Source organism: Clostridium sp. DJ247 (assembly GCF_014231265.1).
Window position 1 is genome coordinate 15,448 of the sequence record NZ_JABAIW010000018.1, and the last position, 13,378, is coordinate 28,825.

The 13,378-nt window shown below is 29.7% G+C and carries 10 protein-coding genes, 2 other RNA genes and 1 other annotated feature; of the genes, 6 read left to right on the forward strand and 6 right to left on the reverse strand.

Annotated elements, in window-relative coordinates:
- Positions 1 to 27: 27 nt before the first annotated feature.
- From HGI79_RS08980 to HGI79_RS08990, 3 genes are all read right to left on the reverse strand, one after another.
- Positions 28 to 1,206, reverse strand: a complete 1,179-nt coding sequence (locus tag HGI79_RS08980) for a hypothetical protein (protein ID WP_185650384.1) — start codon at positions 1,204 to 1,206, stop codon at positions 28 to 30.
- 460 nt (positions 1,207 to 1,666) lie between these two features.
- Positions 1,667 to 2,476: a hypothetical protein gene (locus HGI79_RS08985; protein WP_185650385.1), complete on the reverse strand. Its 810-nt coding sequence runs from the start codon at positions 2,474 to 2,476 to the stop codon at positions 1,667 to 1,669.
- Positions 2,477 to 2,588: 112 nt separating this feature from the next.
- Positions 2,589 to 5,837, reverse strand: a complete 3,249-nt coding sequence (locus HGI79_RS08990) for a DEAD/DEAH box helicase (protein ID WP_185650434.1) — start codon at positions 5,835 to 5,837, stop codon at positions 2,589 to 2,591.
- 949 nt (positions 5,838 to 6,786) lie between these two features.
- On the opposite strand from HGI79_RS08990, the gene queD reads away from it, so the two are divergent.
- A complete protein-coding gene (gene queD, locus HGI79_RS08995) occupies positions 6,787 to 7,218 on the forward strand; it encodes a 6-carboxytetrahydropterin synthase QueD (protein WP_185650386.1) in 432 nt (143 codons plus the stop codon).
- Position 7,219: 1 nt separating this feature from the next.
- On the forward strand, positions 7,220 to 7,885 hold the full coding sequence (queE, locus tag HGI79_RS09000; protein WP_185650387.1) for a putative 7-carboxy-7-deazaguanine synthase QueE: 666 nt from the start codon (positions 7,220 to 7,222) through the stop codon (positions 7,883 to 7,885).
- A 603-nt stretch (positions 7,886 to 8,488) separates the two neighbouring features.
- Here queE and HGI79_RS09005 read toward each other — a convergent pair.
- Positions 8,489 to 9,574: a permease gene (locus HGI79_RS09005; RefSeq protein WP_313885194.1), complete on the reverse strand. Its 1,086-nt coding sequence runs from the start codon at positions 9,572 to 9,574 to the stop codon at positions 8,489 to 8,491.
- Between the two features lie 381 nt (positions 9,575 to 9,955).
- Between HGI79_RS09005 and ffs the strand changes: the two genes are divergently transcribed.
- An RNA gene (ffs, locus tag HGI79_RS09010) (signal recognition particle sRNA large type) lies at positions 9,956 to 10,221 on the forward strand.
- A 140-nt stretch (positions 10,222 to 10,361) separates the two neighbouring features.
- Positions 10,362 to 10,553, forward strand: a non-coding RNA gene (ssrS, locus tag HGI79_RS09015) — 6S RNA.
- A gap of 91 nt (positions 10,554 to 10,644) precedes the next feature.
- On the opposite strand, the gene argB is transcribed toward ssrS, so the two are convergent.
- Positions 10,645 to 11,538 carry an acetylglutamate kinase gene (argB, locus tag HGI79_RS09020; protein ID WP_185650389.1) on the reverse strand — a complete coding sequence of 298 codons (894 nt, stop codon included), beginning with the start codon at positions 11,536 to 11,538 and terminating at the stop codon, positions 10,645 to 10,647.
- 347 nt (positions 11,539 to 11,885) lie between these two features.
- Positions 11,886 to 12,088: a sequence feature (16S ribosomal RNA rRNA prediction is too short), on the reverse strand.
- Between the two features lie 81 nt (positions 12,089 to 12,169).
- Here argB and HGI79_RS23215 point away from each other — a divergent pair.
- On the forward strand, positions 12,170 to 12,304 hold the full coding sequence (locus HGI79_RS23215) for a hypothetical protein (RefSeq protein ID WP_278046697.1): 135 nt from the start codon (positions 12,170 to 12,172) through the stop codon (positions 12,302 to 12,304).
- 219 nt (positions 12,305 to 12,523) lie between these two features.
- Here HGI79_RS23215 and HGI79_RS09025 read toward each other — a convergent pair whose 3' ends face one another.
- Positions 12,524 to 12,982: a hypothetical protein gene (locus tag HGI79_RS09025; protein WP_185650390.1), complete on the reverse strand. Its 459-nt coding sequence runs from the start codon at positions 12,980 to 12,982 to the stop codon at positions 12,524 to 12,526.
- A gap of 61 nt (positions 12,983 to 13,043) precedes the next feature.
- On the opposite strand from HGI79_RS09025, the gene HGI79_RS09030 reads away from it, so the two are divergent.
- Positions 13,044 to 13,340 carry a hypothetical protein gene (locus tag HGI79_RS09030; protein WP_185650391.1) on the forward strand — a complete coding sequence of 99 codons (297 nt, stop codon included), beginning with the start codon at positions 13,044 to 13,046 and terminating at the stop codon, positions 13,338 to 13,340.
- The last annotated feature ends 38 nt before the right edge of the window (positions 13,341 to 13,378 follow it).

The following is a 13,378-nucleotide window of genomic DNA, read 5'->3' on the forward strand; positions in this document are numbered from 1 at the left end:
AACCTCCTCATTGCTGTGTGTTTATAATTACTTAAAGTATAAGCTCTCTTTTGCTGGCGATATTATTCTGTATACCTTACTGTTACTATCATCTAAAAAGAATAATTTTACATAGGTATTCTTTCCTATATTTTCAATTGGTAAATTAAAAGATATTGTTTTATCCTTTGTAAGAGTTTGATAATCAGTGCTAAACAAACTTTCTCCATCTGATTTTTGAAGAGGCATATTTCCGATCCTACCAATCAGAACAAGTTGAGGCAAGTTTATTTCTTTACTACTTGTAGATAAAGTTAGTTCTAATACTTTCAATTTACCTAAAAGGTTCCTTTTTCTTTTTACTTCATAGAATATCTCCTCAGGTACCTTGTTTACTACAAGCCTTCTTTGACCTTCAGAGAATAGTATTTTCCCCTGATACTCTACTAAGGTATAAATACAAAAATAATAATTTCCTTCTATTACCTTATTAACTGTATAATCCCCAATCTCAAGTCCATTTTCTCTTTTTATTAAAATTTGTGAAGCACATGAGTCTGTAGATCCAACGGGAAACCGATCCATTCTATAGCATAGCAGAATCTTATTTATACCAGCTGGCCATCCCCATTCCAAAGAAAGCTGACCGTACTTTAGTTCTGCCTTTACAAAAGAAACTTCTGGAATATTGTCTTTGTCAAAGGTTATAACTTCTATATTTTGTATTTGTTCTAAAGACTCATTAGACTCATGTTCTAGTTCAGCTTGTTCTAAAACTTTCTCAGTAAAATTACTGTTATGTACTTGTGAATGTTCTATTTTTGCAGCTTCCCTTATTTTGTCACTTTCTTTTTGTATATCTTGATCATAATTATTATTTTTATTATCTTTTTCTTCTTTAGATTCTTCTGTTATTAAATGATCTTCATAGTTGTCAGACTTTGGATCATCTCTAGTTTCAGAATTTATATGTTCATTTTTAAAGCTATCCTTAATTCCTATAGTTATATTACTAGTGTCTTCATTAACTTTGTTAATAAATTCTTGCGTATATACATGATCACCCGTTATTTCTTCTATTTTTTCTCTTATATCATACTCTGATAATAAAGAAAACTTATTAACAAAATTATGTATTTCCTCTTGTGAGATATTATCTTTAACAGAAAGTATTATATCTACTTCATCAGTTAATTCTTCCAGTTCACGCTGCTTTTCTTCAATCATTTAATGTATCCTCCTGAGTAAATATATTTACGAACTTAAAACACTAGCGTAACAATCTATAAAATATAACTTTTTTAAAAAAATATATTGCTATAACATAGTATAAATTTATAAAATATTCTTGCACATAAATATTTTACCATACATGCGTAACTTTTAAAGATATACATTAGAATATTTCTTTTTATAAAAGACTCAGCTTATTTAACTCATCTGTAAATTTTTCAAAGTTTATAACTCTAGAAGAATCTAATATGAGTTTTACAACTTGAAGTATTTTTTATCTTCAGTTACTAATATGTATTCTCTGTGTTTTTCACAAATGCTGATTAGTATATAATCACTTTCTGATATTTTGTTTCCATTTACAAAATATACATTATTATATGATAAAATATCATTATAAACAAAAAGACATATGACACTTTTGAAGTTTCATATGTCTTTTTTACATTCAGTTTTAGCTATTAGTACTAGCTGAATTAGTATTGGTGTCAGTTTTAGTTTTATCTTTATTTACCCCTTTTTTATATCCATTACCTGACTTAGTTACTTCAGGCATAGTTTGTTTAATAGAATTAGCCTGATCTTGTGATATAATTCCAGCATTTACAAGTTCACTTAATAAATCAGTTTTTTGTTTTGGGTTGCTAGCAAAGTAAGCTTGACGTTCTGTTTCGCTCATATTCTTTACTTTATCCATTTCAGCTTTTCTCGCATCATTTTTTTGTTTTATATAATCTAATATCTTATTTTCTTGGTCTTGAGAAATAACTGATGAACTAACTAATTTGTCAAACTTAGCTTTAATGGTTTCATTAGATCCTTTAGCACCCTTGTTTCCTGGATGAAGTGCTTTTACCACAGCATTAGCCTGATCCTGTGACACAATTCCAGCACTTACAAGTTCATTTGCTAAATTAGGCTTTTCTTTTGATTTATTAGCAAAATAAGCTTGACGTTCTGCTTCACTTAAATTCTTTATTTTTTCTCTCTCTACTTTTGCTGCTTCACCTTTTTGTTTTATAAAATCTAATATTTTATTTTCTTGATCCTGAGTAATTGTGGATGCACTAACTAATTTATCAAGTTCGGCTTTAATATTCTCTGTGGAGTTCTTAAAATTCTCTTTTAGATGTTGTGTGTGTACTGTTTGTGACTTTGCCTCTTTTGTACTGCTCTGTGCAAATACTAGAGTCCCTGTTGATAAAAGAACACTTCCAGCTACTATTGCAGGGATTACTTTACTCATTAATTTTTCCCTATTCATTTTTATTCTCCTCCATTTTTCCTTTAAATATTTTAATAACTTTATGTATATATGTTATCCTCTATCTGTGTCAACTTAATTACAACTTAATTACTAATTTATGACTATGGTGTTAACAGTTTGTAAACAGCTCCTCTATTTCATTTTCATTCATGTTAGAAAGCAATATTTCTTCTCCCTGGTTTTCGTTGACTACGTTATTAATTATTTCCCTCTTTCTTTCCTGTATCTTATAAATTTTCTCCTCTATGGTTCCTTTAGCAATAAGCCTTATAACTTCTACTGTTTTTTTCTGGCCAATTCTATGTGCTCTATCTGAAGCTTGTTCTTCTACCGCTGGATTCCACCAAGGATCAAAGTGAATAACTATATCTGCTGAAGTTAAATTAAGCCCTGTTCCACCAGCTTTAAGGGATATTAAAAATATAGGGACTTCCCCCTGATTAAATTCTTTAACCATATCACCTCTAGCTTCTGCTTTTACACTTCCATCTAAGTACATATACCTTATTCCTTGACTTTCAAACTTTTGCCCAATATTTTTTAATACGGAAGTAAACTGCGAGAAAAGAAGTATCTTATGTCCTTGATTTATGTTGTTTTCTACTATATCCATTAAAGCTTCAAGTTTTCCGTTATCTCCAGTATAATTTTCTATGAAGGTAGAAGGGTCACAGCATATTTGTCTAAGCCTTGTTAGTATAGATAATATCTTTATTTTGCTTTTATTAAAGCCCTTATCTCTAATTTCATCATTTACTTCTTCCTTAGCTTGCTGAAGATACGCTGCGTATACTTTCTTCTGCTCATCGGTCATGTCTACTATCATGTTGTGCTCAATCTTAGGAGGAAGCTCCTTAATGACATCTTTCTTCAGCCTTCTTAAAATAAAGGGCTTAATATGCTTATTTAATTCCTCAAGAGCTTTCTTATCTCCGTTTTTCACTATTGGAATTTCATATTTTTGAACAAATTTTCTATGGTTTAGAAGGTAACCTGGCATAATATAATCAAAAATTGACCATAGCTCTGTTAATGAATTTTCAATAGGTGTACCTGTTAACGCAAAATACCCCCTTGCCTTTATACTCTTTACACTTTGAGCATTTAAAGAATCTGGATTTTTAATGTTTTGAGCTTCATCTAAAAAGCAGTAATTAAATTTAATATCTTTGTATTCATCTATATCTCTCTTAATAAGTGCATAGGAAGTAATAACAATATCCGCTTCTTCTATTTTCTTCCTCTGCTCTTCTCTTTCATCCTTACTACCTGACACCACTAAACAACTAAGTTCCGGTTGAAACTTTTTTATTTCATCTTCCCAATTATATACTAAAGATGTAGGACATATTACTAAAGATGGGTATTTATCTCCTTCTCTAGATACCTCTGAAGTTATAAATGCTATAGTTTGTAGAGTTTTCCCAAGGCCCATTTCATCTGCAAGTATACCTCCAAATCCACAATTAGCGAGAGTTTTAAACCATTTAAAACCAAACTTTTGATATCCTCTCATTATGTTATCCAAGTTATTAGGTATGGTATAGTCTATATCTCCTATATCCTTTATATTATTTACAAGTTCTCTAAATTTTTTGTTTCTTTCCACAAAGGTTATATTGTTATCCTTTAAACTTGAATCCATATAGGCTGCATTATATTTAGAAAGAATAACTTTATCATTTTCCAAATCAGAAGTTTTTATATTTAGGTAATCCAACATATCTGACATATGCTGTAATTCCTTAGATTGAACAGGTATAAACCCTCCATTTTGAAGTCTATAATACTTTTTCTTCTGTTTTAAGGCATCAAATACATTTTTTAATTCCTGTCTATCTACTCCTTCAATATTAAAGGTAAATTCTAGTAAATCTTCATTATTAAGCTTAATACTAGACTTATAGCTATTTGAAGTATATATTTTTATATTCTTAAAGGAATCTGAGTAATATACTTCAGCTATTTCCTGCAGCTTATCAATACCATTAGCTACAAAATCTAAAATTTCTTCTTCTTCATCTATGATAAAGTTATCTTTACCTTTCTCAAAGTTATAAGATAATAAAGTATTTACTATAGATGCCTCGCCTTCTATATCTCTAATAATAATTTTTTCATCTTCTCTTTCTTTAGTATCTTTTAAAGCATTAATTTCCGTATCACCATATTTAAATATTACCCTAGCTATTACAGCATCGTTATCTTTATCAAAATAAATAAGAGATTTTAAAGGCTCTTCATGAAACTTATTTTTAAGAGTTTTATGTACCTCTACCTTATTACCTATCTTTTTTAGTGCTGGAATTATATATGATGCTAATTCTACACTTTCATCTTCACTAAAGGTAATTTTAGTGTTTTTATTTTTTGAAAAGGTATTAAATAAAGGTATATAGGTTCTGATCTGTTGTGGATTTGGCACATATATACTATTGTTGTAGTAAAAATATTTGCCAGTTTTAGTAAGTGGAATAGGCAATTTTGAAGTCTGCTGCAAAATTATTTGACTTCCGCTGGTATTAAGCTTAAATTCTAGTGGAAGTCTTTCTTTTACAATGTTAACACCTAAAAAGCTGTCGTTATTTATAACTAAATCTATACTTCTATGTCCAAGAGCATTAAAAAATTTTCCCATATTACCTTCTGTGACGTAAGCTTTTTTACCACTAAAAAGCCTTACTGATCTTTCTCCAAACCTTGTTAAGTTTTCTGCTGTTTTTTCAGTTTCATATATATCTCTTAAAATATCTATTATAACTTTATCTTCTTCTCTAAATGTATGAGTAAGTGGATTATATGTAAAGTTTTTACCAAACTGTAGTGTATCTTGATGTTCTACTGCTTCAATAAACTCTCTCATGTTTTTTACTACATAGAGCTTATCTTCTCCTACCTTTAATTCAAGGTATACAGAACTGTCATATCCTATTTCTACCTGAAGCTTATATTCTAAATTTAAAGCTTTTGTTTCTACTTTAGGCGCAGAGGCCAAAAGAGTTCCCTTTAACTGCTGAATTAATTTATTATTTCTTTTTACATTGATACTTTTTTGCATTTGATTTTTTTCTTTAGAGTATTTTATTAGTACCGCTGCTATATGTTTGCATGGACTATTAAAATTATAATGATCTGAGTATGCTTTGCAATTGCAATAAAAACTCATTAATGGACGCTGATCTGTAAAACCAACTCTTACCTCATATTTTTTTAAAAAGTTTGAAGATGATTTTACAATTGCTGAAATCATAGTTTTTTTAACCCCAAGGTCATCTTCTACATTTACATCCATGTAATCTATCTGTTCATTGGTATAGCACTGAAGCCCTCTCTCATAAACCCCTGCAGTACAATTCATTCTTATTATTTTATCATTTACGTCAAACAAGTTCTTTCACTCCTGTTCTTTTACTTAAACTAGTAATATATACTAAGTTCTCTTAAATTTCTAATCTTTATCAATGTACTAGCAGCTTATATGATACCATATAAAATACTTATACTATATAATTATTTTTGACATAATATTACCTCTTAAAACTGCAATATACAAGTTAATAATATATAGCAAATACTTTATTTACCAGCATAATATATGGAATTTTACGTATCCTATGTTTATAAAGGCTATATCATTGGATTCAGATCCTCTAATGATGTTTACTGTTAATAAACAGTGTAAATATTGTTATGACGTTGATACAATTGATATCTTCTTTATGCCAGGGAGATTTTACTCTCTGGTTTTTATCTTTTAGTATCACTCAACATTCTCTTTATATGCAAAGTTACATAAATAAATTGTGTTACTAAAATATGAATATAAGTTTATTTCATTGTTAATAATCATTTTCAAATGAAATAAGTACTAGCATCGCTACTAGTACTTATTTCAAAACATATATATATAATAAGGGGGACTTATTATATTTCTCATTCTTATTTTTTCTTTTCTTTAAACTTTAAATCTTAGTACAATTATTATTATACACAGTAATTGTTACTATAATGTGTCAGAACTATTACATATTTATGTACATTTTAAAAATATTTTATGAATAAAAGAATAAAAATATTAGTTTGACTTACTCCTTAACATATATTAAAATATAAAGGAATTAAAAACATGATAAAGACAGTTCGTGACCATCCTGTCTATAAACAAAACTAGGATATAACTACCCAGTTAGGTAGTTTTTTGTTTAAGGGCAGTCTCTGCCCTTTTTTAATTTTAGAAAATACTATGAATTTTTATAGTATAGGTTTCAAACTGGCACATTACACAAGTAATTTTAGGGGGACATAACATGTATATTTTAAAAGCAGAGCATAGCTTTGATAGTGCTCATTTTCTTGCTGGATATAAAGGTAAATGTGGAAACATCCATGGACATAGATGGAAAGTAGAAATTGAAGTGCAATCTGAAACGCTGATAAAAGACGGTGAGTTTCAGGGTATGGTAATAGATTTTGGTGATTTAAAAAGAGATGTTAAAGATATGGTAGATTACTATGACCACAGCTTAATTATACAAGAAGGTACTATGCGCCCTGAAACATTAAATTGTATACAACAGGATGGATTTAAAGTGATTAAGGTTAATTTTAGACCCACTGCGGAGAACTTTGCAGCCTTCTTCTTTAAAGTAATGAAGGATAAAGGATATAGCGTTAAAAGAGCTACAGTTTATGAAACCCCTTCTAACAGTGCTGTGTATGAAGAAAGTGGGGTAGTTTAAATTGAATTTTAAAGTAGTTGAAAAATTTGTTAGCATAAATGGAGAGGGGCGTCTATGTGGACAACTAGCCGTATTTATAAGATTTGCAGGTTGCAATTTAGACTGCAGCTATTGTGATACCACTTGGGCCAATAAAAAAGATGTGTTTTATGAATTAATGTCATTGAGAGATATATATGATTATATAAAATCTACAAAGGTTAAAAATATCACTTTGACTGGTGGAGAACCACTGCTTCAGGAAGGAATAATAGAACTATTAAAAAGGCTTTGTAAAGATGCAGATCTTCATGTTGAAATAGAAACAAATGGCAGTATCTCATTAAGTAAGTTTTCTAATATAGAAAATCCTCCAAGCTTTACTATGGATTATAAGCTTCCCTCAAGCAACATGGAGCATAACATGGCACTAGATAACTTTAAATATTTAACTTCTAAGGATACAGTTAAATTTGTATGCGGTTGCAATGAGGATTTACAAAAGGCCAAATACATAATAGATAAGCATAATCTTATAGATAAAACTAGTATATATATTAGTCCAGTGTTTGGAAAAATTGATTTGAATAGTATTGTAGAATTTATGAAGACCAATAACATGAATGGAGTAACCTTACAACTGCAGCTTCATAAAGTTATCTGGGATCCAAACAAAAGAGGTGTATAATATAGATACCCATGCCCGAAATTTAACTTATACTCCGGAATATGCTGCCAACTTCGGCACGTTAAAAACTTTTAATCAGTCTAAAGTTTGTGTTTTTGAAAATCTAAGAAGCTTTGATAAACTCGTACCTCAAACATATCAAAGCTCCTAAGATTTTCTAAAAACACTTCACTAAGACTGATAAAAAAGTTTTTAAAAGTGCCATCAGTTTTGGCAACATATTCCTACATATAAGTTAAATTTTAACCACGGAATTCTATAGATAGTTTACTGTAAAAGTAAACTTAGCTAATTTGCCAACTTAACAGAAAATATTAATATTCTAAGTATACGTTATATATTAAGAGTGGAAAATTGAAATCATGATAAATTAAACTTTAGAGTAAACTATCTATAGGTTTCCAAACTTAAAAATTAACTTATTCAAGTTTTTTACTGGTAAAAAGTATTTTATAAACCATTGAAAATTCAACATTGTTAAAAACATAAAGTTGATGAATAAGTTAAGATATGACCTTGTAACCTATACTATGGATAATACAATAATATTAAAAATGATAACATCTAAGCAGTAATGTAATTGGCTTAGATGTTATCATTTTTTTAGAAAATTATCAGAGCTATAAGTCCACTAACTATACCAGTTACAGCCACTGCTACTGGAAGAAACAATAATATACGTTTAGGAAATGCAGGTTTTACTATAAGTAATGACGGAAGACTCACTGCTGGTAAAACCATGAGTAATGCTGCTGCGGGACCTACTCCCATACCAAAAGACATTAAAGTTTGTATTATTGGTATTTCTGCAGCTGTAGGAATAACAAACAAAGTTCCAGTAATAGCTAATAAAATTATTGCTAGAACACTGTTAGACCAGCTTGAGCTAAGTACAGGGAACAGATAAGCTCTAAAAGCTCCTAAGAGTAAAACTACTACTAAGTATGCAGGTATTGTGTCTATAATGAGCTGTCCTAGAGCCTTCATCCATCTTGAAAATATAGTACTTCTGTCTTCAGCATATTCTTTAGGTGATATAAGTGAATCCTCTGCCTCGTCTATATTTACTAAATTATTACTTACAAAGGCTAGTCCAAAAACTAAGATAACACCTATTATTACTCTATATATAGCAAATTTCCATGAAAGAACAAACCCCATAAAAATAATAGTAGCTGGATTTAATACGGGATTACCTAAAAAGAAAGCTACTGAAGCTCCAACAGAAGCTGAACGCTTTCTTAAGCCTACAGTTACTGGTGCAGCACAACAGGAACACATCATACCAGGAAGAGCTGTTACCCCACCAAAAACTATACTACCTAAATTCTTTCTTCCTAGTACCTTCTTTATCCATTGTGTAGGTATTAAAACTTGTACCAGTGAGCCTAACAAAAGTCCTAGTATTACTGCTTTCCATACTGCATTAAAATAACTAACTACATATCCCCAAGCTGCAGACCAAGATGGAACTGGTGCAGCTGCCAACTTACCTGATACTATAGATGCTCCAATTGAATGCTTAGTAGCTGCTACAAATGCTTTATTATAGTACGGATTCCACTTTACATAAAAAAGACCTACAATAGCTATAATAAAAAATAATGCTGCAAAAACTGCATAATTGTTTGATGTGGTTTTAACTATTTCCTTTTCTGCTGAACTACTACTTCCTAAATTTTGAGACACTAACATCTCCTCCTTATAAATATAATTAATATATAAAAGCACTTCTATAACAAATACTTATAGTTATTATAAATATATGTTATATACAACATTCATTATAGTAACATACATAATGAGTGTCAACTAACCATTTCCAGAATCACTTCTTGTGTTTATAACTTTATGCCATGAATTTAATATTATATGAGTATTAAATTTGACCCAAGTACCTTATTAAAAAACTATTATGGTATTTGCTTTTTCTGTTTTCTTATAAGAAAAATAAGCATATTTTTGTATGTTTTTATATAATTTTCTATATAAATAACCCTTGTAGTGTAACTTTAAATGTGTTATCATAATAACATCGAAAGACGATAGTTATTCTTAATGAATATCTTTTCGTGCTAGATGGGGAGTTAGCGGTGCCCTGTAACCTGCAATCCGCTATAGCAGGGTTGAATTCCTCGTATAGGCTTTAGTCTGCTAGGACAGTCTGGTCAAAGTGGTGTTGAGAACTGGGTCCCATGCAGCAGAAATTCATGAAAACCGTCAGGTCTGGAAGGAAGCAGCGGTAAGTGAACACTTCTGTGTGCCGTGGATAAACCTGATTTGAGCTAACTAGACCTATAACGCTGGTAGCCTTATTGTCGACACGGGGTGCACGATATACATAAAGTGAAACTTGAATCAGATGGGGTTTTAACCACATCTGATTCCTAGCTGAACGAATCCATGGACGTAGCGCTCTTTACGACCACTTTGAAAAAGATGGGAGTATTAGAGCGGGTAGTCATCGGGTAAATTATAAGTTCTGAAATATTCGTTAAGCTCTTATTTTGAACCTACATTAAATTTTCGGGAGTTCAATATCTAGATGTGGATATGTACCTTCTTATGAGTCCTTTTACGGCATTGAGGGCGATTGATACATTTGTGAGAACACCCACCTATTGAGAGATAGGTGTCAAAATTAGAGTATCGATATTTTGGATATAAATTTCTTTGTAAATTTGAAGCCAGAGCTTAATATTTTTAGCACTGGCTTTTGAATTTGTTATAAATATAAATTGTATCTGTTTATATATATATTAAGAAATTATTTCTTTATTAATTATCATGGTACCAACACCTTCTTTTGAAAGTACCTCTAAAAGTATAGAATGAGGAAGTCTACCATCGATAATATGTGCACCACCTACGCCGCCACTTACTGCTTCTAGGCAGCAATTTACCTTTGGAATCATACCTCCTTTTATTACTCCTCTTTCCTTAAGATAGTTTATATGATCTGCATCAATTTCTTCTATTAAACTTTCAGGTCTATTAACATCTTCTAAGATCCCTGGAACATCAGTAAGAAGTATTAATTTTTCTGCATTAAGCTTCACACTTATTTTGGCTGCAGCATAATCAGCGTTTATGTTATATACTTGTCCATCGTTTTGGTTCAGCGCCACAGTTGATATTACTGGTATATATCCTCCATTCAAATTATGTTGTATTATATTTTCATTTACGGTACATATTTCTCCTACATATCCTAGGTCTTCCCCATCACATTGAAGTTTTTCTGCTATTAGCAAGTTTCCATCTATTCCTGATAAGCCTATAGCCTTTCCTCCAACTTGATTAATTAGAGCAACTATATCCTTATTTACCTTCCCTGCAAGTACCATCTGTACAATATCAATAGTTTCTCTATCAGTTACCCTAAGTCCGTTGATAAATCTTCCCTCTTTTCCAATTTTATTTAGCATATTATTTATCTCAGGACCTCCACCATGTACTACTACCACGTTTATTCCAACACAATTTAACATAACTATATCTTTAATAACGGAACATTTTAATTCCTCATTTATCATTGCATTTCCACCATATTTAACAACTATAGTTTTACCATAAAATTTTTGAATATATGGTAACGCCTGCAAAAGAGTCTCAGCTCTTTTAATACTTTTTTCTCCAATTCCACTAAACATATTTACACACCCCAGTATTAAATAAATTTTTGACATTTATAATTATACATTAAATACTTATAAAAATAAATGACTTTTTTAAAGTATCTTAATAAAATTTTTTTCGATAAAATGCTTTTATAATCTTTCAGTTTCTGTATCAACCCTGATTATCATACAAAATAAAGGATTTATGATTATATATTCGACTCCCAATTCTTTAAGTTTGTAATAGCATATGCATAATCTTCATATTTAGTTATCATAAATCCATAATGTATTTGTAAATAAATATGCAATAGTTATCTAAAAATATATCTTACTTATAACTTTCTTAAATAAAAAATCAAGAAGAGTTATAAGTATAGTATTAGTGAAACTATATTAAATTTTTACTCTAAGTGTTATCCGTGGCTACCTCCTTTGGTACCGTCATTATGGTCTCAAAAGAAAAAGCTTTACAACCCAAAGGCCTTCATCACTTACGCAACGTTGCTGCATCAGACTTTCGCTCATTGTGCAATATTCCCCACTGCTGATTCAAAAAGATATAATTCCAGATACACTCATATATTTAAATAAGGTTGAAGAAGATACTTATGATATTATTAGAGAAACAAATAAACTAATAGAAAAAAAGGTTTATGATTTAATGAGTAGCGAAGGTGAACTTATAAAAAGTATTAACAAAGCTGGTGATGCTATTGAAGATACAAATAACAAATTGATTAGTATATCTTCAGCTGTTCAAAAGTTTGACAATAATATTGTAGAAAAGAAAGCATAGACTAAAAAATTATTTTATAAGGACCGATTTATACATAATCTATACATATATATCAGGGACTGTAAATAGATTTGAATTTGCACAAATCTACTTACAGTCTTTGACAGGTCTATTTATTACATAACTTGTATTTTGCCAAGTTTTCTATACATAGTTAAAGACATTCCTGTTACAATATGTTACCATTCCCATACAATGTTTAAAATATTCTAGCCTGCCTCATAAGACCCTTAATTGTATCTTTATTAAATGTGCATCTTTTCTTATAACTACTACACTATAGGAATAGTTATTAATTATATACTTTACTACATCACTGTATTCTTCATTAATTGCATATAATAAATCTTCATTTTTATTAACTAACACATACAAACCATTAATATTTTTAATAAACAGATTGTCCCACTCTTTAATATTAAAATTATTATTAGGTATTGTAAACAATATACCTCGAGATTTTAATATTTTTATCAATGAGCTATAGGTTGCATCATATCTGTCATTTTCCTTTTTAAGTGTTTCTTTCATTTCTGAGAGTTTGTTAAACTTGATTATTTCCTCTTTTAGTTTACTTTCAATATTTATCTTCTTTTTATCTAGGGCAGCTATCTGCTTCTTTTTAAACTCATTATAAGCTTTTATATACTTGGATAAGAATTTGTCTTTATTTTTCATAGTTTTCTCCTTGTATCTATACCTAAACCTAGTATAAAATAACATTATGGAGGATGTCAAAATGAATAAGATATACTTAGCAATAATAAAATTTTTAAAAATACTAAAAAGACTAATGTTATCTATGATAAAATACTGTGATTTCTTTATTGAACGTAAAAAAACTATAGATAGCATGTATATTACAATAAAACAGGAAAAAATTAAGGAATTTCAAGTCTTAAATATAGAATTAAAAGATATTCAGAGTAAAAACTCTAACTTAGAAAAGGAAGTTATAGATTTGAAAGCTTCCATAGGTAAAAAAAGAAAGTTAATTGGAAATCTTCAAGATTTGATTACAAGAAGGTCAGACTGATAAAACTTATAGTTACCAGTCTGGATCTATTTACTATG